The following is a 20,129-nucleotide window of genomic DNA, read 5'->3' as shown; positions in this document are numbered from 1 at the left end:
ATATAATGATAACCTATTGAAATGGTAAGAAAAGGGGACTGCAACAGATGTTAAATCAGTTTTCAAGAACACAGTTATTGCTAGGAAAAGAAGCAATGGATAAATTAAAGAATTCCAGAGTCGCAGTGTTTGGTATTGGCGGAGTCGGTGGATATGTGTGTGAGGCTCTTGTAAGAAGCGGAGTCGGTCATTTTGATTTGATTGATGATGATAAGGTGTGCCTGACGAATTTGAACCGTCAGATTATTGCTACGAGAAAGACTGTTGGACAGTATAAAACAGATGTGATGAAGGAGAGAATGTTGGACATCAATCCAGATATTGAAGTAAATGTTCACAAATGTTTTTTCCTTCCGGAGAATGCAGAGGAGTTTCCGTTTGCTCAGTATGATTACGTGGTTGATGCGGTAGATACGGTGACTGCCAAAATTGAACTTGTTATGAAAGCAAAAGAGATGAAAGTGCCGATTATCAGTAGTATGGGAGCTGGTAATAAACTTGATCCAAGTGCATTTCGTGTGGCAGATATTTACAAGACAAAGATGTGTCCACTTGCGAAGGTTATGCGCCGTGAGTTAAAACAGCGTGGCGTGAAGAAATTGAAAGTGGTATATTCCGAGGAGAAGCCAACGAGACCACTGGAGGATATGGCTATCAGCTGCAGAAATCACTGCATCTGCCCTCCGGGTGCAAAACACAAATGCACAGAGAGGCGTGACATTCCAGGAAGTGTGGCATTTGTACCATCAGTCGTTGGATTAATCATTGCCGGAGAGGTCATTAAGGATCTGACTGTAGAGGAGCGCGCAATTTATTTTAACTAGACAAGACGATCGAAGATAACAAAAAACTTGAACTGTGTGGTCAGTCAGAAGTGGAATATCTTCTGAAGGGGCACACAGTTTTGGATTAAGGACTTGAAATATCAAGATGGGATTACTTATATTCCACTTTATATGACAATGTTGTTATGAAACAGATATTTAGAAAGCGAGGTACTTTTTATGGAATTACAGACAGCATTTGAAACGAGACGGAGCATCAGGCATTATGATGCTGAGAAGAAAGTAACGAAAGAGCAGGTGGAGACTTTGATCAAGGCAGCAAGTCTTGCACCGTCATGGAAAAATACACAGACTTCCAGATATTACTGTGTATTATCCGAGGACAAGGTTGCAGAATTCAGTCAAAAATGTCTGCCGGAATTCAATCAGAAAAATTCAGCAGGTGCCGGCGCGTTAATCGTTACAACATTTGTAAAAGGACTCGTTGGATTTGATAATGATGGAAATCCGGTAAATGAAGCTGGAGACGGCTGGGGATACTATGATCTTGGACTGCAGAATGAGAATCTGCTTCTCAAGGCAACAGAGCTTGGGCTTGACACATTAGTCATGGGAATCCGGGACGGCGAAGCTATTCGTGAGATGCTTAATATTCCTGAGACAGAAAATGTAGTGGCAGTCATCGCGGTTGGTTACAAAGCAAAAGAAGCCAATATGCCAAAAAGAAAAGAATTAGAAGAAATCGCAAAATTCTTCTAAAGAAAATATTAGATTCAACGGATATAACATATAAGAACAGAATATAAAAATTTGTATTGATAAATATAGTGAGAAGTCTTGAAGTCGCCGTAAATTATAAGAGATATGGCTGGCTGTATCGAACGATAGTCAATTTTTTGCAATTTTACGAGCATAATTAAGAGGACATATGCACTGTCTGAACCGTTTTTTAGGTGAGTTTGCATATGTCCTCTTTAATTAATGGCGTAGCAAGAATGCAGAAATTTTAGAACAATCCTGTAATCTTTCCTTCTGCGTCGACATCAATTCTTTCAGCAGCCGGTACTTTTGGAAGTCCTGGCATAGTCATGATATCTCCGGTCAATGCTACGATGAATCCGGCTCCTGCAGAAATCTTTAAGTTTCTTACAGTAACGTCGAAATCTGTCGGTGCACCGAGTTTAGTGGCATCATCTGTTAAACTGTATTGAGTCTTTGCCATACAGATCGGAGCATTTTCAAATCCAAGGTCAGAGAGCTGTTTTGCCTGTTTCTGGGCAGCAGGTGTCAGGACAGCTTTTCTTCCACCGTAAACTTTCTGTACGATTTGGTCTAATTTCTCCTGGATCGTTGTATCTTCCTCATAGCAGTAGTGGAAGTCATTTGGCTCATCACATAAGCGGATCACTTCTTCTGCCAGCTTAAGACCACCTTCGCCGCCTTTTGCCCATACCTCAGAGAGAGCAACGTTGACGCCAACTTCTTTACATTTTGCTTCTACAAGATCAAGCTCAGCCTTTGTGTCTGTTGGGAATGCATTGATTGCAACAACACAAGGAAGTCCGTATACATTTTTAATATTATTTACATGTTTCATCAGGTTCGGGATACCTTTTTCCAGAGCCTCTAAGTTCTCTTGGTTCAGATCCGCTTTTGCAACACCGCCGTTGTATTTCAGAGCGCGTACTGTTGCTACGATAACAACTGCGTTTGGCTTCAAACCAGCCATGCGGCACTTGATATCCAGGAATTTCTCAGCACCGAGGTCGGCACCAAATCCGGCTTCTGTGATGGCGTAATCAGCGAGGTTCAGAGCCATCTTTGTAGCTGTTACAGAGTTACAGCCGTGTGCGATATTTGCAAATGGTCCACCGTGAATAATCGCCGGAGTGTGCTCCAGTGTCTGAACAAGGTTCGGCTTCAAAGCATCTTTTAACAGTGCGCACATAGCTCCTTCTGCGTGAAGGTCGTGAGCGGTTACTGGTTTTTGCTCAGAAATCTTTCCATATGTATAACCAACAATGATGCGGCCAAGTCTTTCTTTCAAATCTGTAATGTCTTTAGACAGACACAGAACAGCCATGATTTCGGAAGCAACAGTGATGTCATATCCGTCCTCTCTTGGTACGCCATTGATTCTTCCACCAAGTCCGTCTGTTACAAAACGAAGCTGGCGGTCATTCATGTCAACACAGCGTTTCCATACAATTTTACGTGGGTCGATATTTAATTCATTTCCCTGGTAAATATGGTTGTCGATGAGGGCTGCTAATAAGTTGTTGGCAGCTCCAATTGCGTGAAAGTCACCGGTGAAGTGAAGGTTGATATCCTCCATTGGTACAACCTGCGCATATCCGCCACCGGCAGCACCGCCTTTGATTCCGAATACAGGTCCAAGAGAAGGCTCGCGAAGTGCGACCATAACCTTTTTATTCAGACGTTGCATTGCATCAGCAAGTCCGACAGTTGTGGTTGTCTTTCCTTCTCCGGCAGGTGTCGGGTTGATTGCTGTGACAAGAATTAATTTGCCATCTTTGTTCTGGGATTTCTTTAAGAAATTGTAGTCAATCTTTGCTTTGTATTTGCCATATTGCTCTAAGTATTCGTCCGGGATTCCGGCTTTGTCTGCAATGGCAGTGATTGGTTCCATTGTACACTCCTGTGCGATCTCGATATCAGTTTTCATCTTCATTTCCCTCCCTGGTTTAATGCAAGCCTCACGTCGCTAGATAAGTACATGCCAGGCAGATGACCTTGCATGCGTAAACACATGCAGGGTCTATGGCTTATCCCCCTGGCATTAATAAAAAAGGACAACATCTATCGTTAGGATAAATGTTGCCCAGACGGTCGGCTTAATACGACTTCTGATTCCTCTGTGGTACTCCACAATTATCCGTCAGTCATCAGAATGCTTAGTAATATCTTATGGTATCCGGAACTAAAAGTCAATGAAAAAATGAACTTCGTTGATATTTATAAGGTAAAATGTTACAATAGTTAGGCAATTTTAAAGTAAATTTTTGAGAAACCAACGACAGGAGGGCATGTGATGACATTACAGCAGTTAAGGTATGTGACGACCGTTGCGGAGACAGGCACTATGAGCGAAGCAGCCCGTCGTCTTTTTGTTTCTCAGCCAGGACTCACAAAAGCAATTAGAGAACTGGAACAAGAGATGGGAATTATCATTTTTGACAGGACGAATAAGGGAATCGAAGTGTCAAAGGATGGAGCGATATTTTTAGGATATGCAAGGCAGGTGCTGGAGCAGGCATCACTTTTGGAAGAGCGCTATAAGCTTCAGGCAGGAGGCAAGAAAGAATTTAGTGTCTCTACACAACATTATTCTTTCGCAGTCAATGCATTTGTTGACCTAATCAAAGAATTTGGCGGGGACAATTATGATTTTTCTCTTCGAGAGACACAGACATATGAGATCATCGATGATGTGGCGAAGATGAGAAGTGAGATTGGAATTTTGTATCTGAACGATTTTAACCGGACCGTATTAAAGAAGATCATCAAGGCAAATGATCTGGAATTTGAGATTTTATTTACGGCCAAACCACACATTTTCGTCAGTACTTCAAATCCGTTGGCAGGAAAAGAATCTGTAACGATGGAAGATTTAAAGACATACCCATATCTGTCTTTTGAACAGGGAGAACACAACTCTTTTTACTTTTCAGAGGAAATATTCAGTACTACAGAGCGTGCGAAGAATATCCGTGTACGTGACCGCGCGACACTTTTTAATTTACTGATTGGACTGAATGGATATACGGTGTGTAGTGGAGTCATTGATGAGGAACTGAACGGAGCTAATATTGTGGCAGTACCTTTAAAAGAAGAAGGAGATATGGAGATTGGAATTCTGACGCACCACAGAATTCGTGGGAGCCGGATGAGTGAATTTTATATTCAGGCTCTGCGAAAATATATCAGCTGGAAGAATGCCGAGGCATTCTTGATATAAAATTTATATACCGGCAAAACGGTGAAATTGACTTTTGACATGTGCATCTATATAATAGGAAACTGAAAATACAAAGGATGAGTAGAGGTGTTACACATGGTCGGTAAGAATTTTTCGGGAAAGCAGATGTCAGAGGCATTTATAAACAGTGCATTTCTGGCGTTATCAGGAGGTTTTCAGGACGCTTATACATATAATACGAGAAATGAAGTTTTTTCTAACGCGCAGACAGGAAATGTAGTATTGATGAGTCAGCATTTTATGACCGGAGACTGGAAAGCCGGAGTACGATATTTGCTGCCTCTTATAGCATTTGTTCTTGGAGTTTTCGTGGCAGATCAGATTCAGATGCGGTATAAATATGCCAGACGGCTTCACTGGAGGCAGGGGATTCTGCTTGCAGAGATCGTCATATTATTTGTCGTAGGATTTATTCCGCACAGTCTGAATATGACAGCGACGATTTTTGTGTCCTTTGCCTGTGCAATGCAGGTGCAGACATTCCGGAAGATGGGTGGTTATTCCTATGCAAGTACCATGTGTATCGGCAACTTAAGAAGTGGAACAGCAGCATTTTCTCATTATCTGCAGGATAAAAAAACAGAGCAGTTAAAGCAGGCCGCTTATTATTTTGGAATTATCTTTTTATTTGCAATCGGAGCAGGACTTGGCGGCAACTTGACAGAACATTTTGGAATCCATATGATCTGGATTTCCTGTATTCTTCTGGGACTCAGCTTTTTATTAATGTTTGAGAGTGAGTGATAAAAATGAATATAACAGAGTTAAGATATATCATTGAAATTGCACAGTGTGGTTCGGTGAGCGCGGCATCCAAGCGTTTGTATGTTGCACAGCCGAACATCAGTAAGGCAATCCGGAATCTGGAAGAGGAATATCAGATCCAGCTCTTCGTGCGGACAGCGAGGGGAATGGTTCCTACCAGGGAAGGGCAGCAGTTTATTGCGCAGGCGAGACAGGTCATTCAGGAAATTGAAGGGTTGAACCGTAAATTCCCGGGAAATAAAAAAGGGACTGATGTAGAGATGAAAATTTCTATACCAAGAGCCAGCTATGCATCTTATGCATTTGGAAAGTATGTAGAGCAGGTGAGAGATGCAGAAGAGCTGAGACTGCATATCCGGGAGTGCAATTCTGTCCAAGCGCTGGACAATCTTACAAAGAAGCATTACAATCTTGCGCTGATCCGGATGGAAGACAAATATGAAGAATATTACTATTCCATTATTCATTTAAGAGGTCTGGAATATGAAAAAATCATGGATTTCCAGTATCGTCTTGTTGTTAATGAGAATGATCCGCTGGCAACGAAAAAACTGAATGGATATGAAGATCTGGAACCTTATATCGAGCTGATACACGGAGATTCCAGACTGCCGAACGGGGAGTATCTGGACATTAAGGAAACGCCGGAGAATCAGAATGCACACAGACGGATTCATGTATATGAGCGAGGCAATCAGTTTATGCTTCTGAAAGATATACCGGGAACCTATATGTGGGTGTCACCGATTCCGGAAGAACTTCTCCGAAGAAATGGACTGGCACAGCGTAAGATAGAATGGCAGCAGCGGCGGATGAAAGATGTTATGGTATATCCGGGCAGAAAGTTTCTGGGTGAAGATGAACGGGAGTTTATCCGGCAGCTGAAGAAAGAAGCAATAGAAGTCTCAAAATAGCGAGGCTTCTTTTTTTGACCTTTAAAGTTACTTGAAACTAATAAATATATGTAAAAGTATATATCACTCATGCTTTATTGATATTTTCATGGCAATAAAAATTGAGATAAAATAGAAATAGAATAAATTTGATTCATGAGGAGGTTTTTTATGTTAGACGCATCTTATTACGAGAAGACAGATGAGATTATTGCCTGTCACACGCGTGAAGAGCGGTCGCTGATTCCGATTATCCAGGATATTCAGGAGGAATACCGCTATCTTCCACCGGAATTATTAAGTTATGTGGCCGGAAAAATTGGCATTTCAGAAGCAAAGGCTTTCAGCGTTGCAAGTTTTTATGAGAACTTCTCGTTTGAAGCAAAGGGCAAATATGTTATTAAAGTCTGTGATGGTACGGCCTGTCATGTGCGTAAATCAATTCCGATACTGGAAGGATTATATAAAGAGCTGGGGCTTAATAAAGATAAACACACAACAGATGATCAGTTATTTACAGTAGAGACCGTTTCCTGTCTTGGCGCATGCGGACTTGCACCGGCAGTCATGATCAATGACGAGGTGTATGGTAAGATGACACCGGAAAAAATGAGTGAATTAATCAAAAAACTGCGGGAGGAATAACAGATGAAACTGGAAAACAGAACACAACTTACACTCCTGCGTGAACAATGCCAGGAGAAGAGAAATAAAGAAACATGTAAGATACTGGTCTGTGGAGGGACCGGATGTCTTGCAGGTGGTTCTGACAAAATCTTTGACAGATTCAGTGAACTGACAGCGGGTATGGATCATGTTGAGGTCAGAATCGGAGCAGAGATTGCACATGGAGAACATGTCGGCGTAAAGAAAAGTGGATGTCATGGCTTTTGCGAGATGGGTCCGCTTGTCAGAATTGAACCTTATAATTATCTCTACTTAAAAGTAAAGCTGGAAGACTGTGAAGAAATCTTTGAAAAGTCAGTCCTCCATGGAGAGCCAGTCACACGTCTGATGTACAAGCAGGATAATGAGGTCTATCAGACTCAGGAAGAAATTCCATTCTATGCAAAACAGACAAGACTTGTTCTGAAAAACTGCGGCCACATTGATGCAGAACATATTGAGGATGCACTGGCAGTAGGTGCATATGAAGCATTTGAAAAAGCTGTATTTGAGATGACGCCGGAGGCCGTAATCAAGACGATTACCCAGTCAAATCTGCGTGGACGTGGAGGCGCTGGTTTCCAGACTGGAAGAAAATGGTCCCAGGTTGCCGGACAGAAAGAAAAGATCCGTTATGTCGTCTGCAATGGTGATGAAGGAGATCCGGGAGCATTCATGGACAGAAGCATCATGGAAGGAGATCCGCACCGCATGATCGAAGGTATGATGATTGCAGCCTATGCGGTACAGGCACAGGAAGGATATATTTATGTCCGTGCGGAATATCCGCTGGCAGTCAGCAGACTTCGCATTGCAATCAGACAGGCAGAAGAGCTTGGAATTCTGGGAGACAATATTTTGGGAACAGGATTTAGCTTCCATTTACATATCAACCGTGGAGCAGGAGCTTTCGTATGTGGTGAGGGCTCAGCCCTGACAGCATCCATTGAAGGTAAGCGTGGAATGCCGCGTGTAAAACCGCCTAGAACCGTTGAAAAGGGATTGTTTGGAAAACCGACGGTTCTGAATAATGTTGAGACTTATGCGAATGTACCGATGATCGTGAAGCATGGAGCTGACTGGTATACAGGAATCGGAACACCGGAAAGTCCGGGAACGAAAGCATTTGCCCTGACGGGAAATGTAAATAATACTGGTCTGATCGAGGTGCCGATGGGTATTACGTTAAGAGAGATCATCTTTGATATTGGCGGCGGAATCCGTGATGGCAAGAAATTTAAAGCTGTTCAGATCGGAGGACCATCAGGAGGATGTCTGACAGAATCACAGCTGGACAGTAAGATGGACTTTGATTCACTGACGAAGATTGGTGCCATGATCGGTTCTGGCGGACTGGTTGTTATGGATGAGAATACCTGTATGGTTGAAGTTGCAAGATTCTTTATGAATTTTACGCAGCGTGAAAGTTGTGGAAAATGTGTACCATGCCGTGAGGGAACGAAGCGTATGCTGGAGATTCTGGAGCGTATCGTTGCCGGAGAAGGAAGAGAAGGGGACATCGAAGAGCTGGAAGAGTTAGCTGATATGATTGAAAACACAGCTCTCTGCGGTCTTGGAAAGAGTGCGCCAAAACCGGTAATCAGCACGATTCAGGCATTCCGGGAAGAATATGAAGAGCATATCCGTGATAAGAAATGCCGTGCCGGTATCTGTGCAAATCTCCGGAATTATAAGATCAATCCGGAAAAATGTAAGGGATGCTCCAAGTGTGCAAGAAATTGTCCGGTTGGTGCCATTACAGGCAAGATTAAATCACCGTATGTGATCGACAGCGCAAAATGTATCAAATGTGGAGCATGTTTAGAGAATTGTTCCTTTGGTGCAGTCTATACAGAATAACCGAGGAGGAAAGAATATGGGATCAATGATGATTGATGGACGGCGTGTGGAATTCACGGATGAACCAAACGTTCTGGCCGTTATCCGCAAAGCCGGAATAGATATACCAACATTATGCTACCATTCTGAATTATCCATTTACGGTGCATGCCGTCTTTGTACTGTAGAAAATGAATGGGGAAAGACGTTTGCTTCCTGTTCAGAAAAACCGAAGGACGGAATGGTCATTTATACGAATACACCAAGACTGATAAAATACAGAAAGCAGATTATAGAATTGCTTTTAGCATCGCACTGCAGAGATTGTACAACCTGTATCAAGAGTGGGGAATGTCATCTCCAGGATCTTGCACACAGGCTGGGAGTGCACGATGTCCGATTTGAGAATACAAAAGAGCCACATCCGATTGATGACAGTTCACCAGCAATTGTACGTGATCCAAATAAATGTATTCTCTGTGGTGACTGTGTGCGTATGTGCGACAATGTACAGGGAGTAAATGCCATTGATTTTGCCTATCGTGGAACAGAAGCAATTGTATCTCCTGCATTTAATAAGCCAATTGCCCAGACAGACTGTGTAAACTGTGGACAGTGCCGTGTTGTCTGTCCGACCGGAGCAATCAGTATCAAGACGAATATTGATGTTGTCTGGGATGCGCTTGCTGATAAAGATACCATTGTAATTGCCCAGATTGCACCGGCTGTACGTGTGGCAGCAGGTGAGGAATTCGGAATTCCAAAGGGTGAGAATGTGATGGGGAAACTGGTCGGAGTTCTTCACAGACTTGGCTTTGATGAGGTCTATGACACAGCATATGGAGCTGATTTGACAGTTATGGAAGAGTCGAAAGAATTTATGGAGAGATTCAACGCAGGAGAAAATCTTCCGTTATTTACCTCATGCTGTCCGGCGTGGGTGAAATTCTGCGAGAACCGTTATCCGGAATTTGTTCCACATCTGTCTAGCTGCCGTTCACCACAGCAGATGTTTGGAGCAGTCGTAAGAGAATACTATAAGAATCCGGAAAATAATGCCGGTAAAAAATTAGTATCTGTATCAATTATGCCATGTACGGCAAAGAAAGAAGAAATTCTTCGTCCAGAATCGAAAACGAATGGCAGACAGGACATAGATTATGTTCTGACAACAACCGAATTGATTTCTATGATTAAGCGGGCAGGAATTATGTTTGACCAGGTTGAAATCGAATCTGCAGATGTACCATTTGGAATTGGTTCCGGAGCCGGAGTGATCTTTGGAGTGACCGGAGGAGTCACAGAAGCTGTTCTTCGTAAGATTACACAGGGACACAAGCGTGCAGATATGGAAGAATTGAAGTCCAGCGGAGTGCGCGGTGATGATGGAATCAAAGAGATTGTCTATGATTATAATGGCAAAGAGATCAAAGCTGCAATCGTAAGCGGCCTTGCAAATGCAGACCAGCTGCTGAAGAAGATTAAGAGCGGAGAGATTCATTATGATTTTGTAGAAGTTATGGCATGCAGACGCGGATGTGTCATGGGTGGCGGACAGCCACTGGATGCAGGTGCACATACGAGAGAAGCACGTATGCAGGGACTGTATAAGGCAGATGTCAATACCCAGATTAAGAAATCAGATGAAAATCCGATGGTACAGTCTTTGTATGAAGGACTTTTGAAAGGTAAAACACATGAACTTCTGCACAGAAATTTTGCAGAAGCAGAAAAAGAAAAAAATAAATAGGAATAATTCAGTAAAACTACAGAAAATCTTAAGAAAAGGAGTGTATAGTGGAGTGTGAAAGAGAGGGTTATTATGGCTTATCACACAACACCATACTTACTCCTTTTTTTGCCGGCAGCACTTCTTTTCTATCAGATCACTCCGGCAAAATGGAGAAGTTATACATTGCTCATATTTAGTTATTTGTTTTTCTGGAGCTTTAGTGAAAAATTAATTATTTATCTGATCGGGACAACATTTCTGACACACCATATCTGTATCTGGATGGATACGATGGACAAGCGCGACAAGAGAAAAAAGAGAGTATTTCAGTTAGGAATTCTTTTGCTTTTGGGAACGATTTTGTGTCTGAAGTATCGAAATTTTTTCTTTGGAAATGTTTCGAAGCTGGCAATGGTGCTTCATATAGACTGGAGCTATCAAGATCAACTGATCTTTTTGCCAATTGGAATTTCTTTTTATACACTATCTGCAATCGGATATATGGCAGATGTGTACTGGGGAAAGGTAAAGGCAGAGTACAGTCTGGTGAAAACCGCATTGTTTCTTGGATTCTTCCCGGTAATCGTAGAAGGTCCGATCTGCAGATGGGAAGATGTGGAAGATACGTTGTTTAAAAATGAATCTGTAAAAGCAGAGAATGTTTTTAAGGGCTGTTATCGGATCATCTGGGGATTGTTTAAAAAGATGATTATTGCGGACAGGCTTGCAGTGCTGGTCGACAAGGTGTATGTCGGATACGAGAGCTACAGTGGTGCCGTGATCGTGGTAGCGGCGATTTCTTATACGATACAGTTGTATATGGAATTTTCGGGCTGTATGGATATGGTCATCGGAAGTGCCGGACTTTTTGGAATTCGCCTGCCGGAGAATTTCAGTCAGCCGTTTTTTGCAAAGACATGTACAGATTTCTGGAAACGATGGCACATTACGCTTGGTGTCTGGTTCAAAAACTATATCTTTTATCCAGTATCCATTTCCAAGACGGCCAGAAAGTGGAATAAATTTACGAGAAAACATTTCAAAGGGGATTTTGGAAAATATGTGGCGAGAATGGGAATTGCAGCAATGGCACTTTTCCCGGTATGGATCAGTAATGGTCTGTGGCATGGTCCGAAATGGAATTACATTTTTTACGGATTATATTACTTTGGATTGATTTTTATGGGACTTGCATTGGAACCGGTAAGAGACAGAATTCTTGCAGTACTTCATATTAATCCAGAGTGTATGTTCTATAAAGCATTTCAGACAGTGAAGATGCTGATCATCATATTCACGGGTGAAATGTTTTTCCGAGGAGATGGCTTCCGTCAGGGATTTCATATGTTTAAAAGTATCTTTCAGGGATTCAAGACAGAGACGTTTAAGGATGGCACCTTGCTTACATTAGGTTTGGATCAGAATGATTTCAGAATTATAATAATTGGCTGTATGATAGTATTTTTCGCAGATCTGATAAAGGAGTATTGGCCGAAAGAAACAAAAATGTGTCAAAAACAGTGGATCTGCACGGTTGAAAAAGCATTTGTTCCTGGAAAATGGGTCATTTGTTATGGTCTTGTTATGGCAATTCTGATCTTTGGGGCATATGGAGAAGGTTATCAGATGATTGATTTGATTTATGCAGGATTTTAGAGGATATAGGCATGAAGAAAAAGATAGGAATATTTATATTTATAGTGATATGCAGTACGGTGATGTTATCTGACTGGATAGAACGTATCTATATCGGCAGACTTGCAGGGCTGCCGGGAAGATATAACAGCTATGTCGGTATTCAGAAAGAACAAAAAGATTCTATAGATATGCTTGTACTTGGGGACAGCGAGAGCATGACGTCGATATCTCCGATGGAATTGTGGAAAAGTACCGGAATTACAAGTTATATATGTGGACAATCTGGTCAGCGTATTTCGGAATCATATTATATGTTAAAGCATGCTTTAGATTATCAGTCACCACAGGTCGTACTATTGGAAACTAATATGTTGTTTCGCTATACGAATACACCGGATAGTCTGCGCAGTTCTATCAGCGATACAGCTATGTATTATTTTCCGGTGTTACAATATCATAATTTGTGGAAAAATATTGTGAATGACCAGATACCAGAAGGATGGCAGTCTTACAAAGGCTTTGCAATCCGGTCGGGAGTGGCAGCATACAGCAAAGGCAGTTACATGAAGAAGACGAAAAAGGAAAAAGAAATACCCCAAATAAATCTCTGGTATTTGGATAAAATCCGGAAACTGTGTGAGAAAAACAAAATTCAGCTCTTGCTTTACACATCGGCTTCTCCGGTGAATCATAATTACAAGAGATACAATGCAGTGCTAAAATACGCCGGGAAGTATGGAATTCCTTATATTGATTTTAATCAGAAGCTTAAGGAACTGGGAATCGACTGGAAAAATGACACCCTGGATAAAGGCGATCATTTGAACCTGTCAGGAGCACATAAAGTTACAGATTACATGACCATGTATTTGCAGGAGCATTATATGCTGCCGGATCACAGAGGCGATGAGAAATTTACGAGCTGGGATACGATGGCATCGCAGTATACAACGGAGACAGGATATTAGGTTGTTAGAATTTCATAAAAATCCCAAGATGAAGAGCTTATAGAAGAGCTGTCCATCTTGGGATTTTTATCATTTTACTGCAGTTAGTCTGTATAAAAATGATAAATAATTTGTTTTTTATAAGTTTCACCGGCTTTTACCACGGGGCTTGGAAAATTCGGATGATGAATAGCATCTGGAAAATATTGTGGCTCGAAGCACACAGCATCTCTTGCTTCGTATACATGCCCTTGCTTTCCGGCAACATGCTCCAGATAGTTGGCAGTGTAAAGCTGGATTCCAGGATAATCTGTCGATAAGTCCATGGAGATGCCGCTCTGGTCACCTGTTGCGGTCAACACTTTGTGAGGAACGCCATATCCGGTTCCAATTACCCAGTTGTGATCGTAGCCGCGGGCAGTCTGTAACGTAGAATCTTCAATATCAGTGCCAAGATAACGTCCGTCACGAAAATCCATAACCGTTCCGGTGACAGAAGTAATTTCTCCGGTTGGAACAGAAGCAGCATCAGTTGGAGTATAGAAGTCTGCTGCCAGCGTAACCTTATGATTCAGAATATCACCGGAACCTTCTCCGTTCAGATTGTAGTAACTGTGGTGCGTCATGCTGATCAATGTATCCTGATCCGGAACTGCTTCGTATGTAATCGAGAAAGCAGGCTCTTCGTTCTGGCCGGAAATCTCGTAGGTGACAGACATGGTCAGTGCTCCTGGGAATCCCTGATCCATATGAGGACTTTCCAGAGAAAATGTAATGGAGGTGTCTGTTTTAGCGGCTACGTTCCAGATCCGTTTCGAGTAAGAGTCCGGACCGCTGTGAAGATTATTTTCACCATCGTTGGCAGCCAGTTTATATTCTGTACCATTCAGTGTAAATGAAGCACCTCCGATACGATTGGCACTTCTGCCGACATTATTTCCAAAGCAGGTGTCATCGGCCACATAGCCTGCAAGATCATCATAGCCAAGGACAACATCCGTTGGCTTGCCATTCTTATCCGGGACGAGCAGGCGTACGAGAGTGCTGCCGTAATCTGTGACAGAAAGTTCGATGGCGTCATTTTTTAATGTATATAATCTGACTGTTCTGCCGTCACATAAAGTTCCGAAATCAGTAGTTGTAATCATAATCCAATCTCCTCGTAGAAAACAAATATATAAAACTAAAACTGAAACTAAATTTAGTATAGTACCTGGAAAGAAGTTTCGCAAGAAATAAAAAGTATAGACTTATATAGAATATATAAAAAAGTAGACAAAAGAAAAGAAAAAGAGCATAATGTGGTTATTGAAAAATCAAAGGAAGAAAACATATGAAAAGATATAATAGAAAGAAAAATATCCGCTGGAATACGATGAAGATTCTGGTAACCGGATTTTTGCTTGTAATTGTGACCGGAGCAGTTCTTTTATGGCTTCCGGTCAGCAACCAGAAGCCGATTGAATTCTTTGATGCGTTATTTACATCGGCATCTGCAGTGTGTGTGACAGGGCTGGTCACAATCATTCCGCAAACTCAATTCACATTATTTGGAAAAGTAATTTTGTTGATATTGATACAGATTGGCGGACTTGGAATCATTGCCTGTGTAACGGCATTCTTTTTTCTCTTACGCAGACAGATTACTGTCAGGGAGCGTATGGTTATCCAGGAGACGTATAACGCAGATTCTATTGGTGGTATTGTAGGAATGGTCAGAAGAATTCTGATCGGAACATTTACGGTTGAGGGCGTGGGAGCTTTATTCTATGCAGTGCAGTTCGTGCCGGAATATGGATTGCTGCGTGGAATTGGGTATAGCATCTTTCATTCGGTATCTGCGTTCTGCAATGCAGGAATTGATATACTAGGTTCAGACAGTCTGGCAAAATATATCTGTAATCCACTCATTAATATTACGACAATGCTTCTAATCATCTTAAGTGGTATTGGATTTAGTGTCTGGTATGATGTGCTGGGGAATATTAAAAAAATCCGAAAGAAAGAAATTCCTGGAAAATGGTGGTTTACAAGGCTACGGTTGCATTCAAAGCTTGCAATCGTAACAACCTTGATATTGCTGGCAGTGGGAACATTGCTGACATTTTTACTGGAATATCATAATCCGGATACAATTGGACACTTAAGTTTTGGAGAGAAATGGATGGCATCTGCCTTTCAGTCAGTGACGACCAGAACAGCGGGATATTCTACATTTTCACAGGCAGGTATGCATGAAGAGACAAGATTTCTGAATATCCTTTTGATGTTTATCGGAGGATCACCTGGAGGAACGGCAGGAGGTGTGAAGACTACTACTATAGCAATGCTCATGCTTACATGCATTGCATTTGTCCGTGGGGGACAGGATACGGAATGTTTTGGAAGAAGAATATCCGCACAAAATGTCAGAATGGGATTTGTGACAGTCGTGCTTGCACTGATCTGTTACTTAACTGGAACAACATTGATTGCAGTATTTGAAGCAGACAGGTTATCCTTTCTGAACATTATGTATGAGACGGCTTCTGCGCTTGGAACCGTCGGTCTGACTGCAGACCTGACTTCCCATCTGTGCAGGGAAAGTCAGGCGGTAATTATTGCACTAATGTATATTGGAAGAGTCGGACCTATGACAATTGCACTTTTGTTTGCAGGAAAAAAGAATCAAAAAGACAGGGTGCGCACACTTCCGACGAATAATATACTGGTAGGATAAAGTAAGAAAAATGAAAGAAAATGTGATATGGAGGAGATACAGTGAAGAAGCAGTATGCGGTATTTGGGTTAGGTAGTTTTGGAGAAAGTGTTGCCATTGAGCTTCAAAAATTAGGTTGTGAAGTGGTTGCAATCGATGCAAATATGGAGCGTGTGGAGGCAATTGCGAATCAGGTGTCCTATGCTATGAAAGCAGACATTGAAGATGCAGATTTTATCCGTTCGCTTGGAACGAGGAATCTGGATGGAGTTGTAGTAGCGGCATCAGACAATATGGAAGCGAGTATCATGGCAACACTTGTGTGCAAGGAAATTGGTGTTCCATATGTTATGGCAAAGGCAAAAAATGAACTTCATGCAACAGTGCTTGAGAAAATCGAAGCAGATTCTGTTATTTTTCCGGAAAAAGAGATGGGAATGCGTGTGGCAAGGAATCTGATGTCTGCAAACTTTACGGACTGGATCGCGCTCTCACCGGATTATAGCTTGGTCGAAACAGAAGTGCCGGAAAAATGGGTTGGCAGGACGCTTTTAGAGTTAGATGTAAGAAAAAGTTATGACGTTATTGTTGTGGGAATCAAGATGGGAGACAAAGTAGAAGTCAATCCAGATCCAAAAGAACAGCTGAAGGAAGGGAATGTTCTGATTTTGATTGGATCAAATCAGGCACTGGAAGCTATACAGTAGAAGAATGGAGAAAAACGAATGAATTTGATTTTTCTGGCAGCGGGCAACAGCACCCGGTTTGGCTCGAACAAGTTGTTATATAGGTTGAATGGAAAATGTATGTACCGCTACGGACTGGAAGTTGTAGCTGCATTGTGGCAGAAAGGGCTTTTAGATACCATAGTGATTGTGACGCAGTATGAAGAGATCATCTATGACATAGAAGCACATTTTCCGTACATGAAAACCGTGAATAATCCACATCCGGAAGCCGGAATATCCGGCTCTATCCGTCTTGGAGTGGAAAAGCTCATAGAATTGGAAGAAAAATGTGGAAAAACAGGCAGCCGAAAGAGGGAAGGCTGTATGTTTGCAGTGGCAGACCAGCCATATCTGACAAGAGAATCACTTGAAAACATGGTGGAAACATGGGAAGTCTCAAAGAAAGGTATCTTGGTTAGTGAAAATGCTGGAAGAATGGGGAATCCTGTGATTTTTGCATACAAATATTACGAGGAACTAAAAAAACTTGAAGGTGATGTGGGGGGAAAATGTGTATTAAAAAAACACCTGGACGATGTCCAGATGTTTGAAATGCCAGCGTCAGAGCTTAAAGATCTGGATTCACTGACGGAGATTCATGAATAACCATAACGACCCAAGGATTTTCTTTGGAACATTCAGTATCCGGGAAAAGTTCCAGTGATGTCCAGAAATATCCGGCTTTGAATTTTCTGCGGAAGCGATAGATGACAGATCCTTTTTCATGGAACATACGCAAACGAAGCTGGTCGAGAGTCATGATAGAGCGAAATTCATCTGCATCGTCCGGATGGACTAACTGTTCGTCCAGTAGGCGGGACATGTAGGTCTGATAATCGGTTTCATATTCAATTCCAAAACCTGCAAGAGACGAATCTCTTTTGATCGTTTCCATACCTCCGGTAATCAGATTAAATCTGGAGAGCAGAAGCATATGATCCAGAAGAATCCGGAAAATATTGTCACCTAACTTCCACATTTCCGGAGAATCAGGGAGCGCTTCGCAGACATTACGAATCCGGCTGACCTGTTCATGGGCGGCCCGGAAGTTCTCGATTGGAATCGTCTGAATGAGTTCCTCAGCAGCTTCTACCGACATAGGTCTGTGAAAATAAAATCCTTGACCATAGTTACAGTTCATGGATTTCAGAATCTCGGACTGTTCCTTTGTCTCAACACCTTCTGCGATGATTACAAGACCAAGCCGGTAAGCCATATCTACGATAGATTTCAGAATCTGAATTCCTTTTCCTTTATTCTTTGCATCAATCTGCATGAACTTCATATCTAGTTTCAGATAATCTACATTCGCGTCTTTTAACACATTTAAAGAAGAATATCCACTGCCAAAATCGTCCATGAGCACGTAAAAACCCTTTTTGTGGAAACGGGTAATAGTATTTTTTACAATGGTGTTGCTCTCTGCAAAGACAGATTCTGTAATTTCCACAGGCAGATATTCTGGGGAAATGTGGTACTGCTCTGTAAGCATTGACAAATATTGAGGCACGTCAATATTCGTAATGTCTATCATAGAGACATTGATGGAAATCGGAACAAGTTTGCAGCCTTTATCCTGCCAGGCGGCTAAAGTCTTGCAGACAGATTTCCAGATGTACATGTCAAAGCGGGTAATAAATCCACTGCTTTCGAACAGTGGGATAAATTCTTCAGGTGAGACAAAAGTTCCGTCAGATTTCTGCCATCTGGCAAGCGCCTCCATGCTGACCAGTTCACCGGTCGCCATGTTACATTTGGGCTGAAGATAGAAGATAAATTCGTGATTTTCCAGTCCATGACGAGCATCCCGGAGAATACGCTGCTTTAATTCTATTTTTTTAGCCATGCCGGATTCGAAATAGCAGATTCTGTTTCCAATCTTTCCATCAACACTGGAAGCCGCAATCTGCGCATTGTTGCACATCGTGCTGACATTCAGAGATTCGTCTTCAATCCGATAGACGCCGATGGATGGAAGGAAACTATCATCTTGTTCCAGTTTATCAATGTAATGATAAATTGTTGCATAAATGTGGCGGAGTTTGTGACCGTCATCTGGCATGCAGATAAAAAAGTCATCGGCACTAAAGTGTCCGGTGATGTAGTTATCTTCCTGGTGAAGGTTTCGAAGATAGGCAGCAATTTCCAGAAGCAGATAATCACCGCTGTCCTGCCCGTACCAGTCATTGAATAATTTAAAATTCTCAATATCGATGGCTACAATACACCAGCCTTGCGGATGCTTCTGGTCCAAAAAAGTACGCACTTCATTTAAAAATCTTTTTCTTATATATAGACCGCTAAGCGGTTCTAGATCCTGGATTGAGTCCGGGTAATTAGGCATAAAGAAGTCCTCCTGTTATCAAAATTATCAATTCATTTTACGCCAATTACTATTATAACATTCGTCAAATATGAGTTCAACATGGAGAGGAAAAAGAAAGGGGAAAATTCTTATGGAAAAATTTTCCACATTCTGAATTTGATAAATAGAGGTGACGCGATTAGAGGCAGGAAATAAAATAGAGGTGACGCGGCTGGAGGCATGGAGTATCAGGAAGAAAAAAATGTAAAATATACTAAATCACTTGGAATAAAAGGTGACAACATTTTTCACATGATTTATAATAGAAAGGTGTCTGGGGCTTTTGCCAGGACATTTTGAAATCTGATATGGGTCAGAAGGGAGATTATGTTATGCTGGAGGTAAAGAATCTTACATTCCAGGTTCAGGAGAATGGAGTAGAGAGAAGCATTGTTGAAAACATCAGTTTCGATGTTGCGGATGGCGAGATGCTTGTCATTACCGGACCAAATGGTGGAGGAAAGTCCACACTTGCGAAAGTTTTAATGGGAATTGAAAAAGCAAGCGCCGGGCAGATTATTTTAGATGGAGAGGATATCAGCAATTATGATATCAATCACAGAGCAGATGCAGGAATCGGTTATGCATTTCAGCAGCCACCGAGATTTAAAGGAATGACTGTTATGAAGCTGTTGTCACTCTCAGCAGGTAAAGAATTAAAAAGAGAAGAGTGTTGTAAGCTTTTAAGTACGGTCGGTCTTTGCGCAAATGAGTACATTGAAAGAGAAGTGGACGGCACACTATCAGGCGGTGAAATGAAACGTCTGGAGATTGCAACCGTACTTGCAAAATCGCACAAATTATGTATTTTTGATGAGCCGGAGGCAGGAATAGACCTTTGGAGTTTTTCCATGCTGATCGAACAGTTCGAGAAAATCCACAAAGAAAAGAAGGAAAGTCTGGTTCTCATTTCACATCAGGAGAGAATCATTCAGATGGCAGACCGGATCATGGTCATCGAAGACGGTAAGATCGCGTCCATTGGAGCAACTGACGAGATCCTTCCACAACTATTAGGAAAGACAGCAGATTCTTATAGCTGTCTGACATGCAGATAAGGAGGGAGGAAAGCA

At 41.9% G+C, this 20,129-nt stretch carries 17 protein-coding genes and 1 riboswitch; of the genes, 14 read left to right on the top strand and 3 right to left on the bottom strand.

What is annotated here, in order from left to right:
• Nucleotides 1–47 precede the first annotated feature (47 nt).
• Together NQ560_RS13655 and NQ560_RS13650 are read left to right on the top strand one after the other, a co-directional pair.
• On the top strand, nt 48–824 hold the full coding sequence (locus tag NQ560_RS13655; protein ID WP_005333123.1) for a tRNA threonylcarbamoyladenosine dehydratase: 777 nt from the start codon (nt 48–50) through the stop codon (nt 822–824).
• A 180-nt stretch (nt 825–1,004) separates the two neighbouring features.
• Complete coding sequence (locus NQ560_RS13650) at nt 1,005–1,544, top strand: nitroreductase family protein (protein ID WP_005333130.1); 540 nt, start codon at nt 1,005–1,007, stop codon at nt 1,542–1,544.
• Nucleotides 1,545–1,791: 247 nt separating this feature from the next.
• Here the strand turns inward: NQ560_RS13650 and NQ560_RS13645 are convergent, their stop codons facing one another.
• Nucleotides 1,792–3,477 (bottom strand): formate--tetrahydrofolate ligase, encoded by a 1,686-nt coding sequence (locus NQ560_RS13645; RefSeq protein ID WP_005333131.1) that lies wholly within the window; start codon nt 3,475–3,477, stop codon nt 1,792–1,794.
• A 141-nt stretch (nt 3,478–3,618) separates the two neighbouring features.
• Nucleotides 3,619–3,702, bottom strand: a riboswitch (ZMP/ZTP riboswitch).
• 135 nt (nt 3,703–3,837) lie between these two features.
• Between NQ560_RS13645 and NQ560_RS13640 the strand changes: the two genes are divergently transcribed.
• From NQ560_RS13640 to NQ560_RS13605, 8 genes are all read left to right on the top strand, one after another.
• Complete coding sequence (locus tag NQ560_RS13640) at nt 3,838–4,764, top strand: LysR family transcriptional regulator (RefSeq protein ID WP_005333133.1); 927 nt, start codon at nt 3,838–3,840, stop codon at nt 4,762–4,764.
• Between the two features lie 96 nt (nt 4,765–4,860).
• The gene (locus tag NQ560_RS13635) at nt 4,861–5,529 is read left to right on the top strand and encodes a YoaK family protein (RefSeq protein WP_005333135.1); all 669 of its coding nucleotides are present in this window, start codon (nt 4,861–4,863) and stop codon (nt 5,527–5,529) included.
• Between the two features lie 5 nt (nt 5,530–5,534).
• On the top strand, nt 5,535–6,464 hold the full coding sequence (locus tag NQ560_RS13630; protein ID WP_040015490.1) for a LysR family transcriptional regulator: 930 nt from the start codon (nt 5,535–5,537) through the stop codon (nt 6,462–6,464).
• 150 nt (nt 6,465–6,614) lie between these two features.
• Nucleotides 6,615–7,088 carry a complex I 24 kDa subunit family protein gene (locus NQ560_RS13625; protein WP_005339454.1) on the top strand — a complete coding sequence of 158 codons (474 nt, stop codon included), beginning with the start codon at nt 6,615–6,617 and terminating at the stop codon, nt 7,086–7,088.
• A 3-nt stretch (nt 7,089–7,091) separates the two neighbouring features.
• On the top strand, nt 7,092–8,969 hold the full coding sequence (gene nuoF / locus NQ560_RS13620) for an NADH-quinone oxidoreductase subunit NuoF (RefSeq protein WP_005333141.1): 1,878 nt from the start codon (nt 7,092–7,094) through the stop codon (nt 8,967–8,969).
• A gap of 16 nt (nt 8,970–8,985) precedes the next feature.
• Nucleotides 8,986–10,698, top strand: a complete 1,713-nt coding sequence (locus tag NQ560_RS13615; RefSeq protein WP_040015491.1) for a [FeFe] hydrogenase, group A — start codon at nt 8,986–8,988, stop codon at nt 10,696–10,698.
• 72 nt (nt 10,699–10,770) lie between these two features.
• On the top strand, nt 10,771–12,336 hold the full coding sequence (locus NQ560_RS13610; RefSeq protein ID WP_005333144.1) for an MBOAT family O-acyltransferase: 1,566 nt from the start codon (nt 10,771–10,773) through the stop codon (nt 12,334–12,336).
• 11 nt (nt 12,337–12,347) lie between these two features.
• Nucleotides 12,348–13,286 carry an SGNH/GDSL hydrolase family protein gene (locus tag NQ560_RS13605; RefSeq protein WP_005333145.1) on the top strand — a complete coding sequence of 313 codons (939 nt, stop codon included), beginning with the start codon at nt 12,348–12,350 and terminating at the stop codon, nt 13,284–13,286.
• Nucleotides 13,287–13,369: 83 nt separating this feature from the next.
• Here NQ560_RS13605 and NQ560_RS13600 read toward each other — a convergent pair whose 3' ends face one another.
• The gene (locus NQ560_RS13600; protein ID WP_005333146.1) at nt 13,370–14,413 is read right to left on the bottom strand and encodes an aldose epimerase family protein; all 1,044 of its coding nucleotides are present in this window, start codon (nt 14,411–14,413) and stop codon (nt 13,370–13,372) included.
• Between the two features lie 185 nt (nt 14,414–14,598).
• Between NQ560_RS13600 and NQ560_RS13595 the strand changes: the two genes are divergently transcribed.
• The 3 genes from NQ560_RS13595 to NQ560_RS13585 are packed head-to-tail and all read left to right on the top strand — an operon-like array spanning nt 14,599 to nt 17,297.
• The gene (locus NQ560_RS13595) at nt 14,599–15,984 is read left to right on the top strand and encodes a TrkH family potassium uptake protein (RefSeq protein WP_005333147.1); all 1,386 of its coding nucleotides are present in this window, start codon (nt 14,599–14,601) and stop codon (nt 15,982–15,984) included.
• A gap of 41 nt (nt 15,985–16,025) precedes the next feature.
• A complete protein-coding gene (locus NQ560_RS13590) occupies nt 16,026–16,670 on the top strand; it encodes a potassium channel family protein (RefSeq protein ID WP_005333148.1) in 645 nt (214 codons plus the stop codon).
• Between the two features lie 18 nt (nt 16,671–16,688).
• Nucleotides 16,689–17,297 carry a nucleotidyltransferase family protein gene (locus NQ560_RS13585; RefSeq protein WP_005333149.1) on the top strand — a complete coding sequence of 203 codons (609 nt, stop codon included), beginning with the start codon at nt 16,689–16,691 and terminating at the stop codon, nt 17,295–17,297.
• Here the strand turns inward: NQ560_RS13585 and NQ560_RS13580 are convergent.
• On the bottom strand, nt 17,260–19,035 hold the full coding sequence (locus tag NQ560_RS13580) for a putative bifunctional diguanylate cyclase/phosphodiesterase (protein WP_005333150.1): 1,776 nt from the start codon (nt 19,033–19,035) through the stop codon (nt 17,260–17,262). The genes NQ560_RS13585 and NQ560_RS13580 overlap by 38 nt on opposite strands.
• 353 nt (nt 19,036–19,388) lie before the next feature.
• Between NQ560_RS13580 and NQ560_RS13575 the strand changes: the two genes are divergently transcribed.
• A complete protein-coding gene (locus NQ560_RS13575) occupies nt 19,389–20,114 on the top strand; it encodes an ABC transporter ATP-binding protein (RefSeq protein WP_005339492.1) in 726 nt (241 codons plus the stop codon).
• Nucleotides 20,115–20,129: the final 15 nt, after the last annotated feature.

Origin of the sequence: Dorea formicigenerans (assembly GCF_025150245.1) — a bacterium.
Taxonomy (GTDB): Bacteria; Bacillota; Clostridia; order Lachnospirales; family Lachnospiraceae; genus Dorea; species Dorea formicigenerans.
Note: the sequence above shows the minus strand (reverse complement) of the source record. Positions and strands in the feature narration are given on the sequence as shown.